This is a genomic window from Pseudoclavibacter terrae (assembly GCF_008831075.1).
GTDB lineage: Bacteria > Actinomycetota > Actinomycetes > Actinomycetales > Microbacteriaceae > Pseudoclavibacter > Pseudoclavibacter terrae.
Genome location: NZ_WBJX01000001.1, coordinates 737,429 through 761,362, shown reverse-complemented (window position 1 = coordinate 761,362; position 23,934 = coordinate 737,429). Strand labels below are relative to the sequence as shown.

The 23,934-nt window shown below is 67.6% G+C and carries 21 protein-coding genes and 1 tRNA gene; 7 read left to right on the top strand and 15 right to left on the bottom strand.

Going from position 1 to position 23,934, the window contains the following annotated elements; genetic code table 11:
- Window positions 1-22 precede the first annotated feature (22 nt).
- Window positions 23-733, top strand: a complete 711-nt coding sequence (locus F8O03_RS03510; protein WP_151422377.1) for a GntR family transcriptional regulator — start codon at window positions 23-25, stop codon at window positions 731-733.
- 23 nt (window positions 734-756) lie between these two features.
- Window positions 757-1,926 (top strand): MFS transporter, encoded by a 1,170-nt coding sequence (locus F8O03_RS03505; RefSeq protein WP_151422376.1) that lies wholly within the window; start codon window positions 757-759, stop codon window positions 1,924-1,926.
- A gap of 129 nt (window positions 1,927-2,055) precedes the next feature.
- On the opposite strand, the gene F8O03_RS03500 is transcribed toward F8O03_RS03505, so the two are convergent.
- The 10 genes from F8O03_RS03500 to F8O03_RS03460 all read right to left on the bottom strand — a co-directional run bounded on the left by F8O03_RS03500 (window position 2,056) and on the right by F8O03_RS03460 (window position 14,232).
- Window positions 2,056-4,131 (bottom strand): PTS sugar transporter subunit IIABC, encoded by a 2,076-nt coding sequence (locus tag F8O03_RS03500; RefSeq protein WP_151422375.1) that lies wholly within the window; start codon window positions 4,129-4,131, stop codon window positions 2,056-2,058.
- 8 nt (window positions 4,132-4,139) lie between these two features.
- The gene (locus tag F8O03_RS03495) at window positions 4,140-5,819 is read right to left on the bottom strand and encodes an alpha,alpha-phosphotrehalase (RefSeq protein ID WP_151422374.1); all 1,680 of its coding nucleotides are present in this window, start codon (window positions 5,817-5,819) and stop codon (window positions 4,140-4,142) included.
- 106 nt (window positions 5,820-5,925) lie between these two features.
- Window positions 5,926-6,948 (bottom strand): LacI family DNA-binding transcriptional regulator, encoded by a 1,023-nt coding sequence (locus tag F8O03_RS03490; protein ID WP_151422373.1) that lies wholly within the window; start codon window positions 6,946-6,948, stop codon window positions 5,926-5,928.
- Window positions 6,949-7,076: 128 nt separating this feature from the next.
- A complete protein-coding gene (locus F8O03_RS03485) occupies window positions 7,077-8,264 on the bottom strand; it encodes an ABC transporter ATP-binding protein (protein WP_244295883.1) in 1,188 nt (395 codons plus the stop codon).
- Entirely contained in the window at window positions 8,242-9,891 is a 1,650-nt protein-coding gene (locus F8O03_RS03480; protein ID WP_244295882.1) for an ABC transporter permease, read from the bottom strand. Before F8O03_RS03480 ends, F8O03_RS03485 begins: the two co-directional genes overlap by 23 nt.
- A 138-nt stretch (window positions 9,892-10,029) precedes the next feature.
- Window positions 10,030-11,079 (bottom strand): ABC transporter substrate-binding protein, encoded by a 1,050-nt coding sequence (locus F8O03_RS03475; protein ID WP_208851782.1) that lies wholly within the window; start codon window positions 11,077-11,079, stop codon window positions 10,030-10,032.
- 186 nt (window positions 11,080-11,265) lie between these two features.
- Window positions 11,266-11,961: a response regulator transcription factor gene (locus F8O03_RS03470; protein WP_151422371.1), complete on the bottom strand. Its 696-nt coding sequence runs from the start codon at window positions 11,959-11,961 to the stop codon at window positions 11,266-11,268.
- Window positions 11,958-12,854, bottom strand: a complete 897-nt coding sequence (locus tag F8O03_RS03465) for a sensor histidine kinase (protein ID WP_151422370.1) — start codon at window positions 12,852-12,854, stop codon at window positions 11,958-11,960. The genes F8O03_RS03470 and F8O03_RS03465 overlap by 4 nt, the downstream gene beginning before the upstream one ends.
- A gap of 85 nt (window positions 12,855-12,939) precedes the next feature.
- The gene (locus F8O03_RS18500) at window positions 12,940-13,065 is read right to left on the bottom strand and encodes a hypothetical protein (protein WP_280115561.1); all 126 of its coding nucleotides are present in this window, start codon (window positions 13,063-13,065) and stop codon (window positions 12,940-12,942) included.
- A gap of 15 nt (window positions 13,066-13,080) precedes the next feature.
- The gene (locus F8O03_RS03460; RefSeq protein WP_151422369.1) at window positions 13,081-14,232 is read right to left on the bottom strand and encodes a Cmx/CmrA family chloramphenicol efflux MFS transporter; all 1,152 of its coding nucleotides are present in this window, start codon (window positions 14,230-14,232) and stop codon (window positions 13,081-13,083) included.
- 780 nt (window positions 14,233-15,012) lie between these two features.
- Here F8O03_RS03460 and F8O03_RS03455 point away from each other — a divergent pair.
- Window positions 15,013-15,354, top strand: a complete 342-nt coding sequence (locus F8O03_RS03455) for a hypothetical protein (RefSeq protein WP_151422368.1) — start codon at window positions 15,013-15,015, stop codon at window positions 15,352-15,354.
- 6 nt (window positions 15,355-15,360) lie between these two features.
- Here the strand turns inward: F8O03_RS03455 and F8O03_RS03450 are convergent, their stop codons facing one another.
- Genes F8O03_RS03450 through F8O03_RS03440 form a run of 3 tightly spaced genes read right to left on the bottom strand, consistent with a single transcriptional unit; the run spans window position 15,361 to window position 19,243 of the window.
- Window positions 15,361-16,173: a maleylpyruvate isomerase N-terminal domain-containing protein gene (locus tag F8O03_RS03450; protein ID WP_151422367.1), complete on the bottom strand. Its 813-nt coding sequence runs from the start codon at window positions 16,171-16,173 to the stop codon at window positions 15,361-15,363.
- Window positions 16,170-17,876, bottom strand: coding sequence for an amidohydrolase (locus F8O03_RS03445; RefSeq protein WP_151422366.1), 1,707 nt, complete (start codon window positions 17,874-17,876; stop codon window positions 16,170-16,172). Before F8O03_RS03445 ends, F8O03_RS03450 begins: the two co-directional genes overlap by 4 nt.
- Window positions 17,877-17,911: 35 nt before the next feature.
- A complete protein-coding gene (locus F8O03_RS03440; protein WP_151422365.1) occupies window positions 17,912-19,243 on the bottom strand; it encodes an MFS transporter in 1,332 nt (443 codons plus the stop codon).
- A gap of 143 nt (window positions 19,244-19,386) precedes the next feature.
- On the opposite strand from F8O03_RS03440, the gene F8O03_RS03435 reads away from it, so the two are divergent.
- Complete coding sequence (locus F8O03_RS03435) at window positions 19,387-20,565, top strand: PucR family transcriptional regulator (protein ID WP_151422364.1); 1,179 nt, start codon at window positions 19,387-19,389, stop codon at window positions 20,563-20,565.
- A gap of 91 nt (window positions 20,566-20,656) precedes the next feature.
- Here F8O03_RS03435 and F8O03_RS03430 read toward each other — a convergent pair.
- Window positions 20,657-20,729: transfer RNA gene (locus tag F8O03_RS03430), tRNA-Lys, on the bottom strand.
- A 107-nt stretch (window positions 20,730-20,836) separates the two neighbouring features.
- Here F8O03_RS03430 and F8O03_RS03425 point away from each other — a divergent pair.
- Window positions 20,837-21,268: a DUF1801 domain-containing protein gene (locus F8O03_RS03425; RefSeq protein WP_151422363.1), complete on the top strand. Its 432-nt coding sequence runs from the start codon at window positions 20,837-20,839 to the stop codon at window positions 21,266-21,268.
- On the opposite strand, the gene F8O03_RS03420 is transcribed toward F8O03_RS03425, so the two are convergent.
- Window positions 21,183-22,325 (bottom strand): acyltransferase family protein, encoded by a 1,143-nt coding sequence (locus F8O03_RS03420; RefSeq protein WP_151422362.1) that lies wholly within the window; start codon window positions 22,323-22,325, stop codon window positions 21,183-21,185. The two genes, F8O03_RS03425 and F8O03_RS03420, sit on opposite strands and share 86 nt — an antisense overlap.
- Window positions 22,326-22,417: 92 nt before the next feature.
- On the opposite strand from F8O03_RS03420, the gene F8O03_RS03415 reads away from it, so the two are divergent.
- Window positions 22,418-23,458: a MauE/DoxX family redox-associated membrane protein gene (locus tag F8O03_RS03415; protein WP_167516454.1), complete on the top strand. Its 1,041-nt coding sequence runs from the start codon at window positions 22,418-22,420 to the stop codon at window positions 23,456-23,458.
- 114 nt (window positions 23,459-23,572) lie between these two features.
- On the top strand, window positions 23,573-23,848 hold the full coding sequence (locus F8O03_RS18390) for a hypothetical protein (protein ID WP_104312661.1): 276 nt from the start codon (window positions 23,573-23,575) through the stop codon (window positions 23,846-23,848).
- Window positions 23,849-23,934: the final 86 nt, after the last annotated feature.

Sequence of the window (23,934 nt, the reverse complement as noted above, 5' to 3'; positions counted from 1 at the left end):
CGGCTGTTGCTACCATCGACGTATGCCCGCCCCTGCATCCCCACTGCAGCCGCTGTTCCGAAGCAAGAGCGAACTCGCCTACGAGGAACTGCGCCGCCGCATCCTGACCGGTGTCATCGAACCGGGTGACATCATCGGGCAGACGAAGCTGGCTGCCGAACTCGGCCTGAGCACGACCCCGCTGCGGGAAGCCCTCAAACGGCTGTCCACCGAAGGGCTCGTCGAGCTCGGCTCGCACCGGGATGCCCGGGTCGTCCCCCTCTCCCAGGCGGAGGCGCAGAACCTGTACGAAGTGCGCGCAGCCGCCGACCCCCTCGCGTGCGGTCTCGCCGCGGAACGCAGAGACGACGCGGACCTCGCGCGCATCGACGCCGCACTCAGCGAGCTCGAACCGCTCACCGGGGTCGCGTCCCCGGAAGCGCTTGACGCCCACCGCCGCTTCCACCTCGCCATCTACGAGGCCGCCGCCAACCCGACGCTGCTCGGCATCCTCGAGGGGCTCTGGGACAAGACCGACCTCTACCGCCAGCGCGCACTGCGCGCCTGGTCCCCGACGGCGGATGACCGGGCACGGGTGCACCGGCAGCACACCGCCCTCCGAGACGCGATCGTCGCCGGCGATCCGGAGCTGGCCCGCGAGCTCTCCCGGAAGCACATCACGCACAGCCTCGGGCGTCGCGCGATCGGCACCCTCGAGCCGAGCGCCGCGCGCGACTCCGAGACCGCGGAGTGAAACGCCCGTCGGAGGTGCGCTGAATGTCGGGCGCACCCGGCTCGCGGTGGCCGTGGATCATCGTGCACGCCGTGCTCATCCAGGTGCTCACGTACGCGGTTCGCCCCGGACTCTCGTTCGCAGTGCTCGAAGCCGGCGGGCAGGAAGCCGTCATCGGCCTGCTCGCGACGTCGTTCGCGCTCCCAGCTCTCCTCCTCGCCCTGCCAGCCGGTCGGCTCACGGATGGGCGCGGTGAACGCACCATTGCGGTGCTCGGCAGCGTCCTGCTCGTCGCCGCGATCGGCATCGCGCTCGTGTCCCTGCAGAGCGTCGCAGGCCTGATGGTGGCGGCGCTCGTGCTCGGAGTGGGGCATCTCCTCAGCATCATCAGCGAGCAGACGGCGGTCGCCAACCGCTCGAAGGTCGGGTCTCGGGAGTCGGCGTTCGGGCTCTATACACTCGCCGCATCCATCGGCCAGACGCTCGGCCCGCTGCTGTTGGCCATCCCGAACCCCGCCGGCCCTGGCCCGAACCTCCAGCTCGTGTTCTGGTGCGCCATGGGGGCGGCCGTCCTGCTCGGCGTCGCGAGCCTCTTCCTGGGGAGCGGGTCGCGAGGCGACAGCACCGCCAAACGGCCGGGATCGTTCACGTCGAGCCGGAAGATCCTGCGCGAGCCGGGCGCCTTCCGAGCGGTCGTCGCGGGCGGAATCGCCATCGCCTCCGTCGACGTGACGCTCGCGTTCTGGCCCGCGCTCAGCACGCAGCCCGGTGTCTCCGCGGCGCTCGTGAGCCTCATGCTGACGAGCCGGGCGCTCGCGACGCTCGCATCCCGAGCGGCCCTCCCCTCGCTCAGTCGACGGCTCTCACGGCGGATGCTGCTGCTGATCTCGCTGGGAGCGGCAGCGGTGACGCTCGCACTCACGGGCCTCCCGATCGGCCCGATCTGGCTCGTGGTCGCCGCCGTGCTCTACGGGTTCGCGATCGGTGTGACGCAGCCCATCACGATGGCCTGGCTCACCGACGTGGCGCCGGAGGATCAGCGCGGCCTCGCCCTCTCGCTCCGACTCGTCGGCAATCGGCTCGCGCAGTCGCTCATCCCGGCCGGGGCTGGGCTCCTCACCCCGCTCACCGGGGGTGGCGGGGTGCTCGTCGCCATCGGCGCTTCCCTCGCGGCCGCCGCCACGGTCGCCTACACGCAGAAGAAACGCGAGTAGTCGCCGGTCAGTGCCGCCTCGTTCAACCGAAGAACCCCGGTGTCCACCTCGAGGGCGCATCCTCGAGGTGACCACCGGGGTCTCCGCTCTGTCGCCCCGCGCCGCCAACGACGTGGCGGCGCGGGAACTCTAGACGCCGGCGGGCTCCCGCTTCCCGAGGCGAACCTTCTTGACGGCGCGTTCCGTCTCGAGGTCGTCGTCGCTGTACCCGAAGAAGTAGGTGAGCGTGAACGAGACCACGAGTGCAGCCGTGGAGGCGATGAGGAACCCGAAGAAGCTGTGGTCCAGCCCGGCAGGGTTCACGAACGACGGGAAGCCGACGAACGCTCCCGTGAAGCCGTACATGTTCACATCCATGAGACCAGTGAGGAAGCCGCCGACCGCGCCACCGGCGGACGCGGTGATGAAGACCCGACCGTACTTGAGGTTCAAGCCGTACATCGCCGGTTCCGTGATGCCGCAGAACGCCGAGATGGTCGCGGGGCCCGCGAGCGTCTTGATCTTCTGGCTGCGCGTGCGGATCCAGATCGCCAGCGCGCCGCCACCCTGCGCCACCATGGTCGCCGAGATGATCGCGTTGAGCGGCGACGAGCCGTCGATCGCGATCTGCGAGGCGACGAGCGGGATGACCGCCCAGTGCAGGCCGAAGATGACGAGGCACTGGTAGAGGGCGCCGATGATGAGGCCCGCGATGGCGTAGTTGACCTCGAGCACGCCGTTGATGCCGTTCGCGATGCCGCCCGAGATGGTCATGATGATGGGGCCGAAGACCACGAGCATGACGGTCGAGATGATGAAGACCTCGAGCAGCGGCGCGAAGATCATCCGAACGACCGCCGGGATGTGCTTCTTGAGCTGCGGCTCGAGCAGTGACGCGAGGTAGGCGGCGACGATGATCGGGAAGATCGAGTACGCGTAGGCGTTGCCCTGCGGGAGCGCCACGGGGATGCCGAAGAAGTCGGCGTTGAAGATCGTGTTCCCGAGCTGGCTGACGACCGTGTACCCATCGGCCGCAGGGTCCGACATCGAGACGACGGAGGGGAACACGAGCACGCCGCCGATGATGGCGACGATGATGGGGTCGGAGCCGAACCTGCGTGCCGCCGTGAACCCGATGATGATGGGCAGGAAGTAGAACATCGACGACGACATCGCGTCGATGAGCGCGTACGTCGAGCTGTCGCTCTCCACCACGCCGAACTGCGTCAGCAGCGCGAGGATGCCCTTCAGGATTCCGGATGCGGCGAGCAGCCCGATCACGGGGATCATCGAGCCGGTGATGACGCCGATGAGCGAGCTGAAGCCGAACTGGAACCAGCCGACGATGGTCGTCGGCCGCTCGACCGGCTCGTCGTCAGGCGAGGCCTCCCCCGTGCCGCCGATGACACGGACCACGGCGTCGTAGACGTCTTCCACGGCCGGGCCGATGACGACCTGGTACTGGCCGCCTGCCTTGATGACGTCGATGACGCCGTCGAGGTTCTTGACGAGGTCGTCGTTGGCCGCTTCCGCGTCCTTCAGCGTGAAGCGCACGCGCGTGATGCAGTGGACGACGTTGCGGACGTTGTCCTTGCCGCCGATGCCCTCGACGATGTCGTAGGCGAGGGCGTCGAATCCGGTCGCGCCGGAGGCGTGCCCGGTGGCCACGGCGGTCTTCGCAGTCGCGGGCGAAGCCGCGCCCTGCGCCGACGCCTCCGAGGGTGCCGCCGCCGCCGGCGCTGGCGCATCCTGCTCGGGGATGTCGAGGGTCGCAGCCCGCTCGCCGAGCCCGATGGGGCCGGTCGCAGCTTCGACGGAGCCCTTCTTCTGGGCCAGGTTGAGGAAGATCACCATGGTCATGGTGCTCTTGCCCGCGGCTTCGACGGCGGCGAGGTCCATGCGTCCGAGCGGCTGGCCGGCCTCGACGCGGTCGTCGACGTCGACGTGCATCGAGAAGGGCGCTCCCTCGAGCTCGACCGTGTCGATGCCCATGTGCACGAGCACCTCGAGGCCGTCGTCAGTCCGGATCCCGAAGGCGTGAGCGGTCTTGGCGACCATGATGACGGTTCCGCTGCACGGCGCGACGACATCGTCTGCGTTGGGCGCGACGGCGAACCCATCACCCATGGCCTTCGAGGCGAACATGGGGTCTGGGACATCGGTGATGGCGACCATCGTGCCGGCGAGCGGCGCGACGATGCCTCCGCTGAGTTCGGTCTGGGACATTGCTGCTCCTAGCGTTCGGAAGGTTCGAAGAGGATCGCGAGCGCCTCGTACGGCGCGAGCTCGACGTCGGGCGAGCTCGGTGCGGTGGCGCGGTCGGTGGTGGAGACGAGCACGCGACCCGAGGTGAACTCGGCCGGCACGTCGATGCGCGTCGGGCTGTCGAGGAAGTTCGCCAGGACGAGCAGGCGCGTCTCGCCGAGCGTGCGCTCGTAGGCGAAGACGTGCGGGTGCTGTGGCGCATACCCGGCTATCTGGCCGTGGCTGATGACCATGTGCGCCTTCCGCAGCTCGATGAGCCGGCGGTAGTGGGGCAGGATGCGCCCGTTCCGTTCCTCGGCAGCCACGTTGATGAGGTCTGCGTTCGTGGGCCGGAGCCACGGCGTGCCCGAGGTGAAGCCGGCGGTTGGGCCGGGCTCCCACTGCATGGGGGCGCGGGCGTTGTCTCTGGCCTTCGCGCGGACGATCTGCAGCGCATCCTCGTCGGACATGCCGGTGCCGACGAGCGCCGTGTGCGCGTTGACCGCCTCCACGTCGACGTAGTCGTCGATCGACGTGTACTCGGGGTCGGTCATGCCGATCTCCTCCCCCATGTACACGTACGGCGTGCCGCGGAACAGGTGCAGGAGCGTGGCGTGCATCATCGCCGACTCGACCCGGAACCGGCCCGCGTCGCCGAAGCGGTTGAGCGCGCGGGGCTGGTCGTGGTTGTTCCAGAACAGCGCGTTCCAGCCGCCGCCAGCCTGCATCCCGTCGGCCCATTCCATGAGCACGCGGCGCAGGTCGTCGAGCTCGAAGCGCCCGACCGACCACTTCTTGCCGTCGATGTAGTCGACCTTGAGGTGGTGGAAGTTGAACACCATGGAGAGGGCCCCCGATTCGGGATGCGAGTACTCGACGCACCGCTCGATCGAGGTCGAGGACATCTCGCCGACCGTGACGCATCCGGCGTCCCTGCCGTAGGAGGCCTCCGCCAGCTCGCGCAGGAACGTCGTGACGAGCTCGCCGTCGGTGTACAGGTACCGGTCGTCGGCACCCTCGGGCGCCGAGGGCAGGTCGATGGGCTTGGAGATGAGGTTGATGACGTCGAAGCGGAAGCCGCGCACGCCCTTCAGGCGCCAGAACTCGACGATCTTGGCCATCTCGAGGCGCACCCGAGGGTTGTGCCAGTTGAGGTCCGCCTGCGTGCGGTCGAAGAGGTGCAGGTAGTACTCGTCGGTGTCACCGAAGCGGTCCCACGCCACTCCCCCGAACTTCGAGACCCAGTTGTTCGGGGGGCCGCCGTCTTCGCCCGCCGGCCGCACGAAGTAGAAGTCGCGGTACTCGTCGTCGCCCGCGAGCGCCCGCTGGAACCACTCGTGCTCCGTCGACGTGTGGTTGAGCACCATGTCGAGCATCACGTCGATGCCCTCTGCCTTGAGGCCGGCGACGAGCTCCTCGAAGTCCGCCATCGTGCCCATCTCGGGGTCGATGCGGTAGTAGTCGGAGATGTCGTAGCCGTTGTCGGCCTGCGGCGACGCGAAGAACGGGTTGAACCAGACCATGTCGACGCCGAGCGACGCGATGTACGGGATCTTCCGGATCACACCGCGGAGGTCGCCGACGCCGCTGCCCGTGGAGTCGAGGAAGGACTTCGGGTAGATCTGGTAGACGGTGCTCTGCTGGAAGCCGCCGTTGGATTCAGTACGCATCGGCAGAAGCCTAGGACCGCGGTCGACGCGATTCGGCGCGGTTGCGTGACTGTTGCGTGTCTTTGCGCAACAAGCGGGGGCACCCCGCAATACCGCGAAGCGTGCGCTATCTCGCGGTCGGGTGCCCCGTCGATTCGCGGATGACGAGGCGCGTCTCGAGCGTGACCGCCTCGCTCGTCAGGTCGCCCTGCAGGGCACGCAACGCCATCGACGCGGCCAGGTGTCCCTGCTGGCGAGCAGGCTGCGCGATCGTGGTGAGGTGCATGAGGCTGGCGATGGGGCTGTCGTCGACGCCGATGATCGAGAGGTCCTGCGGGATCCTGACCCCGGCCTTGCGGAACGCGGACAGCATGCCGGAGGCGAGATCGTCGGACGACGCGAAGACCGCGTCGGGCAAGCGCTCCCCCGCCAGCAGCTGCTCCGCGGCGACCTGGCCCGCCGTCGGGCCGAACGGCACCTGCACCTGCCAGCTCGGATCGAGTCCGGCTCGCTGCATGCGCGACTCGAAGCCCTCTGCCCGGCGGCGGGAGGCGTTGCCGGGCGTGCCCTCGTGGTCGGTGCTCGACGCGTAGACGATGCTCGTGCATCCGCCGTTGATGAGGGAGTTCGTGGCCTGCTGGCCGACGACGACGTCGTCGATGCCGACGCTCGCGATGCCCTCGACGACGGATCCCGCCACGACGACGGGAACGCCGAGGCGTCGCACGTCAGGGACCGGCATGCGATGCGGCATCGGCACGAGCACCACGACGTCGCTGCTGCGGGAGAGCGCGGTGGCTTCGAAGAGCTTCGCCCGCTCGCGCCCGGAGAGCCCCTGGTAGACGGTGAGCGTCGCGCCCGTCGGGGTGAGCACGTCGTGCAACCCAGCGAGGATGGAGCCGAAGACCCATCGGTCGGGCTCTGGGATGACAGCCGTGATCCGCCCGGCGGTTCGCGCGTCCCGGTTCTGCTCTCGGCCGATGTCGTCGGCCAGGTACCCCTGGGCTCGCGCGATCCTGCGGATCTCCGCGCGCTTCGCCGTGGAGACGCCGGGCACGCCGCTGAGCGCCCGGGAGACGGTGGAGACGGAGACGCCCGCGGCGGCGGCGATGCCGGCCATGCCAACGGGCGAGGTGTCTTCTGGCTCCATGATCGCGACTATAGCCGTTCGGATACGGGTGACGGCCTCGCGCGGAGCGCCCACGTGGGCGCCGCGACGGAAATCGGGCCGCCCGCTCCAAGAGGAGCAGACGGCCCGAGTTCACGGTGCCGACGTGACTAGTGCCTTGCGGCGTCCTCCTCGTAGTCGGTCTTCGGCAGCAGCCAGCCGCGGTCAGGTGCGATGCTGACGCGGACGCAGTCCATAGGCCGGAGGATGTCCTCGACGGACGGGTCGGACACCTGCGCGACGATGGTGCCGGTGTCCGTCTCGATCTCGTACTCGACGCTGTCGCCGTGGAAGATCGCGTTGAGCACGCGACCGATGTCCCCGTGCACGTCTGCCGCATCCACCCGCTCGGAGAGGCGAACCGACTCCGGCCTGATCATGAGCAGCACCTCGGTGTCGATCGTGACCCCGTCCTGGCAGTCGGTCTCGAACTCGCGGCCGAGCGCGACGACGCGTGCTCGGCCGTTGCTCGGCTCGGCGAGCAGGGTGGCGTCGAGGAACGTGGCCCGGCCGATGAAGTCGGCCACGAACACCGACTCCGGGCGGCGGTAGACGGTGTCCGGCACGTCCACCTGCTCGATCCGGCCTCGGTTCATCACGACGATCCGGTCGGAGAGCGTCATCGCCTCATCCTGGTCGTGGGTGACGAAGATGCTCGTGATGCCGAGGCGACGCTGGAGGCGCCGGATCTCGTTGCGCATGAGCACGCGCAGCTTCGCGTCGAGGTTCGACAGGGGCTCGTCGAAGAGGAGCACCTTCGGCCGCATGACCAGGGCTCTGGCGAGGGCGACGCGCTGCTGCTGGCCGCCCGAGAGCTGGTGCGGGGCACGGTCGGCGAAGTTCATGAGGTTCATGATCGTGAGGACGGTGTCGACCTCCTCGCGCATCCGCGCCGCCGGCATCTTCTTGAGCTTCAGCCCGTACGAGACGTTCTCGCGCACCGACAGATGCGGGAACAGCGCGTACGACTGGAACACCATCGACATGGGTCGCTGGTTGGGGGCGACGCGGATCATGTCCGCACCGTCGAGTTCCAGCTCGCCGGAGGTCGGCTCCTCGAAGCCGGCGATCATGCGCAGCGTCGAGGTCTTGCCGCAGCCGGACGGGCCGAGGAGCGTGATGAACTCGCCAGGCTCGATCTCCAGGTCGATGGAGTCGACCGCGAGCGGGTCGTCCGCTTTCGCGCCGTACCGCTTCGTCAGCTTGCGGAGCGTGATGCGGCCGAGCGCGGCCTCTGGGTCGATGCCGACGGCCTCGGCGAGGCCATCGACGGAGTCAACGACGGTGTGTGCGACCACGGAAGATCACCTTTCGGACGAGGAAGTTGATGATGAGGATGAGCGTCAGCACGATGAGGATGAGCACCGTGCAGTACGCGAACGCGTTCCCGAATCGGCCCGAGTCGACCTCGGCGAGGATCTGCGAGGTCATGATCTTGATGCCGGGCGTGGTCAGGAACACGATGGGCGACAGGGTTGTCATCGACCGCGCGAAGGCGAACGTGAGGCCAGTGAGGAGGGCCGACTGGATGAGCGGCAGCGTGACCTTGCGGAACGTCGTGCCGGATCCCGCGCCGAGCGAGGTTGAGGCCTCCTCGATGGCGGGGTGGATCTGGTTCAGCGCTGCGATGCCCGAGCGCTGACCGGACGGCAGCGATCTCGTGATGTAGACCATCACGATCGCGATGCCACCGGCGAAGGCGGCGCTGCCGCCCGCGAGCGCCGGCAGAATCTGCACGCCGAAGATCGTCGTGGGCGTGATGTAGCTGAGCGCGTAGCCGATGCCGAGCACCGTGCCAGGCACGGCGAGCCCGAGCATCCCGACGAAGTCGAGGATGCCGGCCGTGCGCCGAAGCTTGCGTACCACGAGCCAGGCGATGAGCATCCCGAGCACACCCGCGATGGGTGCCGCGATGAGGGCCAGGGTTGCGGTGTCGGTCATCGCCTTCGAGCCGATGCCCGTGAGCACGAACTGGAAGTGCTCGAGGGTGAACTCGTTGTTGACGCCTGGCACCTTCATGAAGCCGCCGGACAGCACGGTCAGGTAGATGGTGACGATGAGCGCACTGATCGACCCGACGAGCAGGAGGATGGGCACGCGGATGCTCGCGGCGGTGATCTGCTCGGATCGCCCGGTCGGCTTCCCCGTCACCGTCACGACGCTGCGCTTGGAGACCCAGTAGCGCTGCACGAGGAACACGAGGAGCGCCGGGACGAGGATCGTGAGCGAGTAGGCGGCACCGGCACTCGTGTTGTAGTCGCCCGTGACCGCGAGGTACGCCCTGCTGGCGAGCACCGTGTAGTCACCACCCAGGACGAGCGGGTTTGCGAGGTCGGCGATCGACTCCACGAACAGCAGCAGGAATGACCCGGCGAAGCCGGGGACCAGCATGGGGATGGTGACGGAGAAGAACACCTTCAGCTTGCTCGCGCCGAGACCGGCGGCGGCCTCGTCGAGGCTCGGGTCGAGCGACTCGAGCATGCCCCGGAAGTTCATGTAGGCGACAGGGAAGAAGGAGAGGGAGAGGACGATCACAAGGCCGGTGAGGCCGTAGATGTCGCCCTTGATGCCGAAGATGCCGTTGCTGATCGCGCCGTTGCGCCCGAAGAGCGTGATGACGGCGGTCGCGACCGCGAAGGGTGGTGCGACGATCGGGACCATCGCGAGCAGGTGCAGCGCTCGCTTGCCGCGGAACGCGACGCGCACCTGGGCGAAGGCGAACAGGAAGCCGATGATCGTCCCCACCACGCCGACGATGAGCCCGAGGGTGAGGGTGTTGAGGATGATTCGGTGGTTGACGGGGTCGGTGACGATGCTGCCGAGCACGGCGAGGCCGTCCGGGGCGAAGGCCGCGGAGAGGAGGCGCACGACCGGGTAGCCGATGAGCAGCAAGAGGACGAGGGCGACGGCGAGGCCGAGGATCACGACGCTGCGGTCGGCGCGTGCTCGCGTTCGTGGAGCCGGGCGCTTGCCGCGCCTGGGCGCGGCCGGGGTCGCGGGGGGGGGGGCGGCCCCCCCCCCCGCGACTGCTTCGAGTGTGGAGGTCATTGTTCGTCTGCGCTTCTACTCCTTCGGAGCAGGCGCCACCTCCGCGTCGAACCGTCCCGTGAGTTCGTTACGCGCCTTGCCTGCCGCGTCGATGTCGGCGTGCACGAGTTTGAGCGTGTCGAAGTCGACCATGTCCTCGGTGATCGTCGCGTCGGGGTTCGTCGGCACGCTGTAGCTGCCGACCGTCGCGGCGAGGTCCTGCGCCTCGGCCGTCAGGCTCCAGTCGATGAACGCCTTCGCGCCTTCCGGGTTCTTGGCGTTCTTGATGAGGGAGACGGCCCCGACCTCGTAGCCGGTTCCCTCGGACGGGAACGTCGTCTCGAGGTTCGTGAAGCCCTCGTTCACGAACTTCTGGCAGTCCTGCGCGAAGATCACGCCCGTGGCGACCTCACCGCGGCCCGCCATCTGGCCGGGTGCGCTGCCGCTCTTCGAGTACTGGAGGATGTTCGAGTGCAGCTTCCCGAAGAAGTCGATCGCCGCATCCTGGTCGCCGTCGTTCAGCTCGACCTCGGTCCACAGCGCCTGGTAGGCCGTGCCTGAGGTTCCGGGGTGCGCCATCGCGATGTTGCCCTTGAACTTGGGGTCGAGCAGGTCCTCCCACGAGGTGGGTGCCTCGGCGCCGATCTCCTCGAGGATATCCGTGTTGGAGCAGAAGCTCAGCGCCCCGACGTAGACGCCGGTCCAGGTGCCGTCGGCGTCCTTGTACTCGTCGGGGATCTGCTCGGCGTTCGGGGAGGTGTACGGCTCGAGCAGGCCCGACTCGTCGGCGGCGAGGTGCCCTTCGGCGCCTCCGCCGAACCACGCGTCGAACTCTGGAGTCTCACCGGTCGCGCTGAGGCGGGCGACCGCCTCGCCGCCGCTCAGGCGGACGTAGTTGGCGGGGATGCCGGATGCGGCCGTGAACTCGGCGGCGATGAGCTGGCACCAGTCCTCCTGCGGGCTGCAGATGAACGTGACGGGTTCACTCGAGCCGCCAGCTTCAGTGCCTGCGCCCGCCGAGCAACCGGCCAGGAGCGCGGTGGCGGCGGTGGCCGCGACCGCGAGGGGAAGCATTTTGCGTTGCATGCGGGAGAACTCCTTTGTTCTTGTTTCCGTGCTGTCGAGCATCAGGACGCTGTGCCTGACCATGCCAACGCTAGGAGCGGGGCGGGCATCCGTCCGTGACAGCTTGGTGATGCTCGGTGACAGCTTCGTCACCGAGCGCCTGCGGGACCCGCACGGGCGCGGGCCTGGGCGGGGCGTCGCCGGCGGTCAGCGGTCGGCGCGGAGCAGGTAGCCGGTGCCGCGCACGCTCTCGATGGCCGCGGCGCTGCCAGGCACCGTGGCTTCGAGCTTGTGGCGCATCCGGTAGATGGCCGCTTTGATCATCTCCCGGTCGCCGTGGCGGTCGTACTCGCCCCAGCACATGAGCAGCAGCTGCGAGAAGTCGAGCGGCGAGTTCGGATGCGCGATGAGGGCGGCCAGCAGCTTGTATTCGGTGTTGGTGAGCGACACGCGCTCGGTCCCGACGATCACGTCGTGGCTCGCGGGGTCGAGCTCGAGTCGGACGCCCGCGGCGACGACGACGCGTGACGAGTCCGTGCGCCGCACCAGCCGTTGCGCTCGAAGGGCGAGCTCGCGGGGGTGGAACGGCTTCGCGACGTAGTCGTCGGCCTCCGCTTCCAGCCCGGCGATGCGGTCGGAGACCTCGCCCTTGGCCGTGACGAGCATGACCGGCACGTCCCAGCGCGACTTGATGCGCTGGCAGAGCGAGATGCCCGAGATGCCAGGGAGCATGATGTCGAGCACCACGAGGTCGGGGCGGGAGCGCTCGAGGGCGGACCAGGCGGCCTCGGCCGAACGGAACGACTCGGTGGTGAACCCCTGCGTCTCGAGCGCGAAGGTGACGATGTCGAGCATCGCGGGTTCATCGTCGACGACGAAGGCGAGGCTGCTCGGCGCGGTCATCGGCGCCGCCGTCGACGCGACGGGTCGGCGAGCGGCAGCGTGAACATCATGGTCGTCCCTTTCCCGGAGATCGTGTCGACGTGGATGCGCCCGCCCTGCAGCTCCACGAACTGCTGCGAGATGAAGAGCCCGATTCCGGTTCCGTTGCCGAGCGGCCGGCCGCTCGAGAAGCGACTGAAGAGCCGCTCCCGCTGCGTCTCGCTCATCCCGGTTCCCCCGTCGCTGACGGAGATCATGACCTCGTCGTCTCCTGGAACGATACGCACTTCCACGCGCCCGCCGGTGGATTCGCTCCTCGCCGCGTTGTTGACGAGGTTCGTGATGACCTGGCGCGTGAGCTGCGGGTCGACGAACGCGCTCACCGGGGCGCCCGGCGCATCCAACACCACGGTGACGTCGGAGATCTCGGACAGCTCCTCCACGACGCCACGGAACAGGACGCGGAGGTCCACCCACGCGCGTTCGATCGACACGAGACCAGCCTCGAGTCGAGCGCGGGTGAGCAGCTGTTCCGAGAAGTTGTGCATGCGGACCGCGTTGTCGACGATGCGGTGCACGAACACCGCCTGCTTCTCGGTGAGCGGACCCGCGCGTTCCTCGGCGAGCAGCTCACCGGCCCCCTGGATGACGGCGAGCGGAGTGCGCAGCTCGTGGCTGAGCACCGACGCCTGGTCGGCGCGCCTCGTACTGAGCTCCGTGACCTCCTCGAGCCGCTTCCGATCGCGCTCGTGGTCCTTCAGGACCAGCCAGACCGTCGCCCACGCCGCCGCGAGCGCGGTCAGTGTCGCCAGACCCATGGCCCAGTCGAGGCGGATGGTTGCGAGCACCGCGGCAAGAATTCCCGCGGCAACCGACACGAGGAGCGCACAGGCGGCCCACCTCGACATCATCATCACCGGATAAACCTAGACGATCACGCAAGAGGGACACAGCGCGGTCTCCCCCGCCCTTTGCACAGGCCGGCAGGCGTCCGGCGGATCAGCCCACCAACGGGTACCAGTGGCGGTCGCACAGCTCGGAGTCAGATCCGAGGGCCAGCCAGGAGCCGTCGACGACGGCATCCGTCGGCGACGTCCACACCCGTGGGGCATCGCGGGTTGTCACCGCCCGGCCATGCTGTCATCCACCGAGCAAGTCCCTGCGGCGCAGTGCTGCCAACCCGAGAGCCAGTGCGGTGAGGACGGCGGCAGTCCAGACCGGGCCGACGTCACCCGCTCCGGTCTCGAGGGCTAAGATTCCCAGGACCGGGCCGGCGACGGCACCGAGGTTGAGCGCCGCCGTTGCGTACGAGCCGCCCATCGTCGGGGCGTTCGCGGCGGCGTAGAGCACGCGGGTGATGAGCGTGCTGCCCACTCCGAAGGCGAGGACTCCCTGGAGGAAAACGAGGGCAAGCAGCGCCGCGGGTTCCGAAGCGAGGAGCGCCAGCGCGATCCATCCGAGGAAGAGAAGTGCGCCTCCCACCGCCAGGACGGTACCTGGGTGACGGTCCGACAGTCGGCCCGCGATCGAGACGCCCACGAACGAGCCCACCCCGAACAGCACGAGCACCAGCGGAACCCAAGCCTCGCCGAGCCTCGGGCCGCCGATCACGATGGGAGCCAGGAACGTGAACGCCGCGAAGGTGCCCGCGTTGATGAGAGCGCCGAGCGTCATCGCGAGGAGGAGCCGCGGCGTGACCAGCTGGCCGAGTTCGACGCGCAGCCGCGGAGCCGGACTCGGATGCACTGATCGGTTCGGGATCCCACGCATGATGCCGAGTGCTGCGGGGATGCACAGCAACGCGATGGCCCAGAACGTGACCCGCCAACCGGCGGCGGCTCCGAGCAGTGCGCCGCCGGGAACACCCGCGATGGTGGCGAGCGTCGTGCCGGCGAGCAGAATCGCGACAGCGCGCCCCTTTCGGTCCGAGGGAACGAGTGTGGCCGCGGTCGCGAGCGCCACCGCCAGGAACCCGGCGTTCGCCAGGGCGCTGAGCACACGGGTCGCGAGCAAGACGGGAAAGTCGTCCGTGACGGCGCCGATCACATGGCAGGCGGCGAACACGAGCAAACACGAGAGCAGAACGGCCCGTGGGGGCAAGCGCCGCGCGAAGGCGGCCATGAGCGGCGCGCCGACGACCATCCCGATGGCGAACGCTGAGGTCAGCAGACCTGCGACGCCGATCGTGACGTCGAGGTCAGCGGCAAGAGCGGGCAGCAGGCCCGCGAGCATGAATTCGGAGGTGCCCATGACGAAGACCGCCAGGGCAAGCAGGAAGAGGGCGAAGGGCATCGAGTGCTCCGAGGTCAGTGATCAGCGAGGGATTCATCTGGTCACCACGGCCGGCGCGCCGAAGATGTCGAGGAGACCGCGCTCCGTGAGCGGGGTGAAGTTCTCAGGGACGTCCGGGGCTGGCGGTGTGACCGACAACCCCTGACTTGTCTGACTCGGGACTCGACATGCCCAGAATGCTACACGCGGCGGTGCTCGACTGCTGCAGATGGCAGATGGTCCCTGCACTGCCTGCCAGGAGGATCGCCGGAGACGCCACGACACTTCCAGAGCTCGCCGACGAACGAGATCGTCATCGACATGACCGAGAGAGCCGCCTAGAGTTAGCGGCGATACGGGCGCCGCGAGGGACCAGCGTCATGCGAATGTCCGTTCTGCACAGAGATCACGGCGAAGGTGCCGTGCGTACCGACGCGTCCCCGCACTAGCCGCACTCCCCCTGGAGAGCGCGGCCGACATGAGAGCACAGTGACCCGCCCCATGGACTCTGCACACTCCCCTGAGACACCCGCCGTCGCCCTTCCGAGACGGACATTGCTCAGGGGTGCGGCGTGGTCCGTACCGGCGGTCGGTCTTGTCGTTGCAGCACCGGCCGCTGTCGCCTCGGCGGAGTGCGCGCCGGAGTCCCCTGCAGCCATCACGTCCGCGTGGTCGTTCGACGGCTCCTTCGGAGTGTGGCGTCAGAGTCGAACCGGCCCGACCGCACCCCGCGCGGTCTACGCGGACCAGTACGGCACACTCAGCCAAGTCGCACTGATGAGCGCGGACCCGCCTGCGAACGTGAACAGCAGCACGCAGCTGATCACACCGGCCACCTGTTTCGGGCCCGGCACGTACTCGATCGCCTTCGATGCCGCGCTCGACAGCACCAACCCCCGCCCGGTCACCTTCACGGTGTTCGTCCGCAATGTCACAACGGGTACGGGATTGGTCCGGTCGGCCTCGATCACCACGACGACAGGCGGCCTCAGCTCCACGAGCCAGTCCCTCACGATGACCTTGGCTCGTCGGACACTCGTCGACGTCACCTACGACTGGACCTTCGCAGGCACACCGACCGGAGCGGCCGGCGACGTGGCGGCCACCGCACCACGCATCACCAGGACCGCGTCGGCGGGCTAGACGCGCTCAGAGCCAGGGCTTCGCAGCGGGGACCGTCTCGAGCGGGCGCCCCTGGAAGTCGGCCGCGACGATCCCTGTGGCTGATCGCCCCGTCGACCACGCGAGGAGGTCGGAGAGCTCTCCGGAGATCCGGAGGTCGGTGTCTCGAACACCCGGTCCGCAGTGCTGAGACGCCCACGGATAGGAGCTCACGCCGTCGTCCGTCGACGTTGCACTGACGAAGTGGTCTCGGGCCGCCCAGGTGTCGAGGACCTCTTGGAGGATGCGGCGCTGCAAGGCCGCAGGGACGTCGTCGGTCGTGATACCCGCATCGAGATCGATGAGGTGCATCCAGAGCTCTCGGGATCGCAGCAACAGGACCTGCTTGACAGCCAGTGGCAAGCCCCTCCCATCCTTGACCTGGTGGCCCCAGCGGGGTTCGGGGAGCGCAGACCAGGCAGCCTGGAACCCCTGCGCCTCCCCCACGGAGAGTCGCCGCAGCTGCGTCGCCGTCAAGCGAGCTCCGGCTGCGATCTCCGCGTCCCGCGCTGCCCGAGATGCGTACATGGGATTCGGCGTGCCAGTTGCGGCCCAGTCGACGAGGCGAGTCAGCGCACGCGCGTTGTACGCGACGTGCGCGACGACGTGTGCGCGTGTCCACTGCGGGAGCAGCGAGGCGTTCCGCAGATCCGGCGTTTGGAGACGAGCGAGGGTTGCATCGAAGAGCTCTTGAGCCTGCTGAACTTCTCGAAACCACCCGTCCACCTCGTGAGCTTCGCTGGCCGCTTGCGCGTCAGCGAAGACGTCCGTTCCTTCGGGGCATTCATCAGATGCGTTCATCGTGCTCCTGCCTTCCTGGAGGGGGTTGTCTCCGAGTGAGCGGCGAACCCACCGCTCAGGATCTCGCGGCCGTCGAAGCTGATCTTCCCACCCAGGATCGTCGCGACGACCGCGATCGCCGCGATATCGGGCGAGACAAGCGGTGAGGAGGCGAGCACGGTCATGTCAGCGAGCTTGCCGGTCTGCAGGGTTCCCTTGTCGTGGAGTTGTCCCGTGGCTGCAGCAGCCCATTCCGTATGGGTCCGCAGGGCCTCCTCCGGCGTGATCCCTTCGTCGGCCCCAAGGAGCCTGCCGGTGTCGGTGAGGCGATCAACGGCCGATTGCATACCCCTCCTCAGGTTGTTGTCTGACACGGGCAGGTCCGACGACCCCGCGAGGATCACTCCAGCATCGATGATGGATCGCCCGCGATAGAGCCAGTCGGCCCGTTCCTCACCGACACGCTCGACGATCTGGTCACCGAGTGGCCCGATGAACCCTGCCTGCGGCGTCACGGCGATTCGCAGATGCCCGGCGCGCGCGACCTGATCCGGGCGCGCGATGCCGAAATGCTCGATCCTGCATGGGGCACGCAGGAGTCCGTAGAGTCTCTGCGCTTCCTCGATCAGGTCCAGAGCGAGGTCGATAGCCGCGTCCCCGATAGCGTGCAGCGCAAGCGGCCAGCCAGCGCGGTAGATGGCGAGCACGCGTTCTTGGTAGTGCACCGGATCGTCGAGCAGGTACCCACGATTGTGCTCATGCCCGCAGAAGTCCTCGGTGACAGCGGCCGTCGCGCCGAGCAGCGAGCCATCGAGGAACACCTTGACGTGCCCGAAGCTCACGTCGTCGGACCCGAAGCCGAAGCGAACGCCCAGCTCGAGCCCTCTCCCCTCCCCCCGACCATGGAAGTCGGTGGCATGCGCCTGGAGAGGACGCAAGGCATCGATGGCGGGCAGGAGCTGCGCGCGGGCGTGCAGCACGCCTCGTTCTGCCGCTGTCTGATATGCCGCCACTTCGATCGGACTGTGCCCGATCCAGCCTCCGCCGACGCCTGCTTCCGAGAAGCTCGTTATGCCCTCCGCGGCGTACCTGGAGGTGGCTGCTTCGATCGCATCCACGAGCGCATCCTGCGAGTAGGGCATGAGCAGCGCCTGGACGAGCCCCTGAGCCGCTTCCTCGAGGACACCGGTCGGGGCGTTGTTCTCGTCCAGGCGGAGAACTCCGCCTGTCGGGACCTCGAAGTCGTTCCGAAACGCGCCGATCCTTTGAAGCGTCTCGGTGTTGACGACAGCCGCGTGCCCGGACGTGTGGCGCATGTAGAGCGGGTGCGCGCCGGTGACCTGGTCGAGGCGAGCGAGGCTGGGGTACGCACCGTCGTAGAGAGCCTGGTTGAAGCCCGTGACGTGAATCCAGGCATCAGGTTCGTGGTCGAGCGCGGCCGCCCCCGCTTCGATCGCATCGTAGAGAGATGCGAGGGTGGGGCACTCGCCTGCGTCGATCGACTTCAGGCCGAGTCCCCACCAAGCGGTGTGACAGTGCGCGTCGATGAGCCCCGGAGTGATGCAGGCATCGCCGAAATCGAGTACTTCGCGCGCACTGATGCCGTCGAGGTCGCCGTCGAACCCGACGATCCGTCCGTTGAGGATTCCCACGCGGCTCGCTTTCGGTCTCGCCGGATCCATGGTGAGGATCTCACGTGCCTGAACTCTCACGTCGATGTGCATGATGCTCTGCCTTTCCTTGTTCGCGCGCCGAAGCGTCAGTGCTTGAATCCCGGAAGGCTGACGCTGAAGCGAGGTGCGATGGCACCGCAGACGGCAGTGACGATAGAGATGAAGGCGAGCATGAGGGCGGCTGGCCACCATGACTCGTTGGCTGTCGCGACCAGACCTGTGACGACGAGAGGGACGAAGCCAGCCACCATGGCGGCGGTGTTGTTGGCCACCGCCACGCCCGTGTAGCGGGTTTTCGCGGGGAAGAGTCCGGTGAGCACAGCCCCTGTTCCGGCGTATGGGAACGACAGCGTGGACACGGCCAGCACCATTGCGAGGATCACCAGGACCGGAACTCCTGAAGCAAGCATCATGAATGCGGGCACGGCGACGGCTGCGGAGGCGATCCCGCCCCAGAGGATGACGCGGCTGGAGCCGAATCTTGCCCCGAGCCTCCCCGCGCCCAGGATTACGAAGATCTCAGCCGTGGCGGCGGCGATGGTTCCGAGGAGCATCAGTGACGGCTCGTAGTCGAGTACGTTGACGCCGTACCAGACGCAGAAGGTGGTGACGAGATAGAAGCCGCCCATCCCGAGCAGCGACGAACCCAGGCCGACGAGTATCTGGCGCCAGCTGTGCTTGAACGTCGTCCGGACGGGCGTCGGTGCTGTCTCCCCTGCCGCTTCGAGTTGGCGAAACACTGGTGATTCTTCGAGTCGGCTGCGGATGTAGATGGCGATGAGCAGCAGAGGGAGTGAGAGGAGGAACGGTATCCGCCAGGCCCAGGAGTCGAAGTTCTCCTGAGTGAAGAAGAACGTGATGAGGAAGAAGCCGCCTGACGAGAGGATCGTGCCGATAGGCGAACCGATGAGGGGGATCACCGCATATCTGGCACGAAGGTGGAGGGGTGCGTTCTCCACGACGAGCGTGAGTGCGCCTGACCATTCGCCGCCCACGAAGAGCCCCTGGACGACGCGGAGCAGCACGAGCAGAATGGGCGCCGCGATTCCGATCGCGGCGTAGGTTGGCAGAATTCCGATGAGCCCGGTGATGACACCGATGCCGATGATGGTGATCATCAGCGTCTTCCGTCGCCCGATTCGATCGCCCATCGCTCCGAAGATGACGCCGCCGATCGGACGAGCGGCCACGCCGACTCCGAACGTGGCAAACGAGGCGAGTGCTGCTGCGCTTGCGTTCTCGTTGGTGAAGTACTGCACGTTGAAGACGAGCGCCGCAGCTGCGCTGAAGAGGAAGAAGTCGTAGTACTCGAGTGCTGTGCCGACAAGGGCGCCGACGGCGACTTTGTTAGCGTCCCTCGAACTCAGTTCCTGCACGGCGCTGTACTCGATCGTTGCGGTAGGTGCCCTGTCGCTCATGATGCTCCCCGTCGAGAATCGAAACGGCTACCGCCCTGTGCGGAGGCCTGGAAACAGCTTGTCAACACGTTCGTCACTCTTCTGGGTGCATGGGCTCCTGATTATCCCGCCAAAACGGTGCACATGCACATAAAGTGTCGATTATGAGCCCAGCAGCCACCGCAGGTATCGGACAGCACCCGCGAGGAACGGATGGGGACCGCTGGCTTGAGATCGTGGACCAGATCGACGTGTCTGCTCTCGTTGAGGCCTTCATGGATCTGATCTTCGACATCCCCGGCTACGCATCGTCGCTGGTCCCCCGCTCGGACATACGAACGACGGCCGCCCAGGCGTTCGACGCCATGATCGAGGGGCTTCGCGTCGGCGGCCTCCCCGACGTCGTCGAGGTGGCCGACCGGGTCGGGGTGTCCCGAGCCCGTGCACACGTGCCGTTGAGCTCCCTCATGTCGGCCATCCACGCTGACTTCCAGGTCCTGTGGGGTGCTGTGACCAGAAACGCGTTGCCTTCGGACGCGGAGCTCATCGTCCGCCACACATCCGTGGTGATTCGCACCGTTGACGAGTACGCGTATCGGGCGCAACGAGCGTACGTCTCAGAGCGTGAGCGCATGCAGGGTGAGGCGACCGCAGTCCTGCAGGGACACATCGCAAGCCTGCTGCAGGAAGGGCCCTTGCAGGACAGTCACGTGCGCACCATCGCCGGGCACCTGGGCCTGGAGCCAACCGCCCCTCTGCTTGTGATCGCGGCCGTCGGTTCAGACGCGGAGCACCTTCGTCTCGTCCTTGCGGACTTCGATCGCATCGGCAACCGATTCTTCACGCATCCTTCCGCGGACGGGCTCGTGGCGTTCGCTCCCCGGCGCGGGATGGAGGAGCCGAGCGCGACGTTCAGAGAGCCGCTGCGGCGCCTGCGCGATCAGCGGGTGGGTCTGGTGGATGCGGACCAGGGGCTCTCAGACCTCGGTCGAGCCGCGCACGTCGCACTCTCGCTCGCACGTCTCCTCGATGCCCACGAGGTCGGATGCATGACCTGGCAACGCGGCTGGGCGCGCTACATGAAACGCGCCGTGTCGGAAACGGGCGCGCCATTGGCGACAGACGTCGAGGAGGCCCTGAAACGCTGCGGGCCCTCCGAGCAGGCTCGCCTGCGGGAGAGCGTCTCGAGCTATTTGCGCACTGGCAACATCGGGGAGTCAGCTCAAGACCTGTACTGCCACAGGAACACGCTGAGCAAGCGACTGCGGCGGTTCGCCGAGGTCACGGGCGTCGATCCCCTGATACCGATCCAGGCCGCGCGCCTCGTCCTCGCCTGGAGCTAGCCGATCCGCCCTGTGTCCGCGAAAGATCGTCAGACGATGCTCCCGACGTGCAGCCTGCACTCTCGCCGCGAGGACGCTGAACGAGGTGGAGTGGGCCCGGTGGGGCTCGAACCCACGACCCGCGGATTAAAAGTCCGATGCTCTGCCAACTGAGCTACAGGCCCCACAGTCGCCTGGCGTGCGGCGACCGTGGGGAATCCTATCGCGAATCGCGGCCGGGGTTCAGCGACGTTGGGCCCGTCTTGTCGGTGGCCGGGTCCATACTCTCGTCATGGCAGAAACGAAGACGAAGCCGTCAGATGTCTCACCCGATCTCATCATCGACCAGGCGGAGCCCGCGGGTCGGCGCGAGGACGCCCGCATACTGAGGGAGATCATGGATCGGGTCACGGGCGAGGACGCCGTCGTGTGGGGGCCGACGATGATCGGCTACGGCAGCTACCACTACACGTACGAGAGCGGCCATTCGGGCGATGCGATGATCCTGGGATTCGCGCCCCGCAAGGCGTCGATGTCCATCTACGGCCTGCAGATGTGGGCCCCCGAAGGCCTCATCGAGCAGCTCGGGAAGGTGAAGCTCGGCAAGGACTGCATCTGGGCCGGCCGCTTCTCGTCGCTCAACCTCGAGGTGCTGGAAGAGCTGGTTCGGATCGCCTGGTCGAAGCGGAAGGAACTGCAAGCAATGTTTCCGGCGGGTGCCTGAGCGACAGCACACCGATGACCCGCTCCAACGGGCCCACCCCGAGATACCGGCGCCAGAGCGTGGCGAACAGCATGCACACCACCATGATGGCGACCATCGTCAGCACACCCTGCGGCTGCCGATAGATGAGCCCCGGCCCAGCCAGCCAGTTCTCCTCCCCGAGCAGCAGCTGCGACCATATCGCCGTCAGAATCAGCACGTGCAGACAGTAGATCGTGAACGCCATCGTGCCCATGTCAGCAAGCGGCCTCGTCAGCCTCGCGAACCAGGTGCGCATCCGCTCACCCGAGAAGTCGCCGAGCAGCTGGATGCCCGCGTACGCCAGCAGCGCGAGCCCAAGGTCACGAGCCTCATCACCATACGAACCGGACTGAGCCACCCCCGTCGTCGCCTCTTCCCAACGGCGCATGAGCAATGACGCACCGAGCAGCACCGCTCCCCCGCCGAACACCCACGCCGTGCGGCGCAGATCGCCGAGCTGCCACCGCGCCAGCAGGAAGCCGATCAGCAGCATCGGCAGCAGGTTCGTGAGGCGGTACGCCGAACCCAGCACCGTCCAATCCAGCAGCAGGGCCGTCGGGTTGTACATCGACGTCGGCGAGAACGCCGACGTCAGCGCCCAGTTGCGCGCCGCCTCGTTCACGATCGGGGCCGCCGCCAGGAACACCAGCGCAGCACCCGCAGACCACGCCGCAGGAAGGAAGAGGAACGGCGTCGCCGCGAGCATCATGATGCCCAGGAAGTCCAACACGATGAGCACGCCAGAGAAGTTGATACTCAACAGCAGGCCAACGAGGATGAGCACGATCGACTTGATGACCCACGAGATCGCGAAGAAGCTCTTCCGACGCGCATCCCACCGCGAAGCCTCCCGCAGCTGGTAGCCGGCAGTCACACCGATCACCAACGCGAACAGCGGCGACGCCGCATCGTTCAGGAAGTGGAACAGCACCTCCAGCGCCCGCGGCTCGCGGTCATCCAAGAACACGACCGTGTGAGCGATGATCATGGCGAAGATCGCGAAGCCGCGCACCACATCGAGGGAATTCAGGCGCATGCGTCGATCTTCGACGGCGCCGAGCCGACGGTCAAGCTCGACGAGGCGACGCGCCGCACACCAGCGATAATGAACGAGTGCTACCCACCCTCGTGATCTTCCCAGTTCTCGTCGCCTGCGTCCTCATCGCAAGCGGAGCCCTGAAGCTGCCCCAACGCTCCCGCACACTGCAGTCGTTCGCCGCCTTCGGGGTACCCGCCGCGCTCCGGAAACCCTGGACCGCCGTCGCCCTGCCGATCGGCGAGATCATCCTCGGGGCAGCACTCCTCCTCCTGAGCGGCCCCGCGTACCTCGTCGCGGCCAGCCTCAGCACCCTCCTGATGGCCGCCTACCTCACCGTCGTCGCCCGAAGCGTCGCCAAGCGCCAGGCCGTCGACTGCAACTGCTTCGGCGCCCTCAGCACCGAACCCGTCAGCCAGATCACGATCTGGCGCAACGCCGGCCTCACCGTGGCCGCCCTGCTGGCGACCGTCATCCCTGGCATGGCCCTCGGCGTGCCGACCCAGCTGGCCCTCTTCTCGCTGGGCGACTGGATGTGGCTCGTCGCGATCGCGATCACAGCCCTCCTCGGCATCATCGCGAGCCTCGTGAAGACGCCGGCTCCCACCGCGGCGTCGACGGCCGGAGCGGTGAGCTCAGGGCAGGACTTCGAACTCGTCGAGCAGGGCCCCGACCTCATCTCGGACCCGAGCGCGCGCGACATGATCCCCCACAACCTCGAGCTCGTGTCGGGAGACGGCTCCCCCGAACTCCTCTACAACCTCGTCGTCATCCCCCGCAAGACGACCATCCTCATCTTCGCGAGAGTCGGATGCGGCTCCTGCGGCCCCGTGCTCAGCCAGATCGGCGACTGGTCGCGGCGCATGGGCGACGACGCGCAGATCATCGTCGCCACCTCCTCGAGCCGCGCCTCCATCAAGAAGAGCTACCCGAGCGCCCTCCCCTCCACCTACTTCGGGGCGAAGGCGGTCACCGAGTACTTCGAAGCCGAAGCCACCCCCGCAGCGCTCCTGCTGGCCGCCGACGGCACCATCGCATCCGCCCCTGAATACGGGAGCGAGGTCATCACGGAGCGCGTCGAGCAGCTGCTCGCCTCGTTCGACGCGCAGCGCCAGGCTCAGCCTCAGGGCTGAGCCGCTCGGCCGGGTATCGCCGCAACTCAGTCGCACGGCCGAAGCGCCCGCCGCCGCCCTGCTCGTACCGTGAAGGTGTCGGGATGCACCCCGGCCCAGCACTGGAGGATCAGCATGAGCGAGCAGTACGTGGTCATCACCGAGACCGTCAGCATCAGCGCAGTCGGCACCAAGCTCGGGCACTCCGAGCCAGTCGGCACCGAGGCCGAAGGGCTCGAGCTGCTCGAGCAGGTCGCCCGCGGAGTGTTCCCCGACCTGCACACTCCCCACCGCCCCGGCCGCACGTTCCGCGTCAGCGAGACCGAGTACGTGGACCGCCGCGAAGGCAAAGCCCTGCCAAAGAAGCAGACCCGCATCACGCTCACAAGGGTCGTCGCGACGCGCGACTGAACACCCCGGATGTGCGGAAAACAACACACGCTCGAAACAGCAGCGAAACCGGCCCGGCCGAGACTGACGACACCCCCGTCGTCCCC

Bases quoted from the DNA above. Each gene is read 5' to 3' on its own strand.
- F8O03_RS18390 (WP_104312661.1), top strand. From the start codon at position 23,573: ATGAGCGAGCAGTACGTGGTCATCACCGAGACCGTCAGCATCAGCGCA.
- F8O03_RS03420 (WP_151422362.1), bottom strand. From the start codon at position 22,325: ATGCGCCTGAATTCCCTCGATGTGGTGCGCGGCTTCGCGATCTTCGCC.
- F8O03_RS03470 (WP_151422371.1), bottom strand. From the start codon at position 11,961: ATGACCGCGCCGAGCAGCCTCGCCTTCGTCGTCGACGATGAACCCGCG.
- F8O03_RS03440 (WP_151422365.1), bottom strand. From the start codon at position 19,243: ATGAGCGACAGGGCACCTACCGCAACGATCGAGTACAGCGCCGTGCAG.
- F8O03_RS03505 (WP_151422376.1), top strand. From the start codon at position 757: ATGTCGGGCGCACCCGGCTCGCGGTGGCCGTGGATCATCGTGCACGCC.
- F8O03_RS03435 (WP_151422364.1), top strand. From the start codon at position 19,387: ATGAGCCCAGCAGCCACCGCAGGTATCGGACAGCACCCGCGAGGAACG.
- F8O03_RS03490 (WP_151422373.1), bottom strand. From the start codon at position 6,948: ATGGAGCCAGAAGACACCTCGCCCGTTGGCATGGCCGGCATCGCCGCC.
- F8O03_RS03465 (WP_151422370.1), bottom strand. From the start codon at position 12,854: ATGATGATGTCGAGGTGGGCCGCCTGTGCGCTCCTCGTGTCGGTTGCC.
- F8O03_RS03500 (WP_151422375.1), bottom strand. From the start codon at position 4,131: ATGTCCCAGACCGAACTCAGCGGAGGCATCGTCGCGCCGCTCGCCGGC.
- F8O03_RS03510 (WP_151422377.1), top strand. From the start codon at position 23: ATGCCCGCCCCTGCATCCCCACTGCAGCCGCTGTTCCGAAGCAAGAGC.
- F8O03_RS03460 (WP_151422369.1), bottom strand. From the start codon at position 14,232: ATGCCCTTCGCCCTCTTCCTGCTTGCCCTGGCGGTCTTCGTCATGGGC.
- F8O03_RS03495 (WP_151422374.1), bottom strand. From the start codon at position 5,819: ATGCGTACTGAATCCAACGGCGGCTTCCAGCAGAGCACCGTCTACCAG.
- F8O03_RS03425 (WP_151422363.1), top strand. From the start codon at position 20,837: ATGGCAGAAACGAAGACGAAGCCGTCAGATGTCTCACCCGATCTCATC.
- F8O03_RS03445 (WP_151422366.1), bottom strand. From the start codon at position 17,876: ATGCACATCGACGTGAGAGTTCAGGCACGTGAGATCCTCACCATGGAT.
- F8O03_RS03450 (WP_151422367.1), bottom strand. From the start codon at position 16,173: ATGAACGCATCTGATGAATGCCCCGAAGGAACGGACGTCTTCGCTGAC.
- F8O03_RS03475 (WP_208851782.1), bottom strand. From the start codon at position 11,079: ATGCAACGCAAAATGCTTCCCCTCGCGGTCGCGGCCACCGCCGCCACC.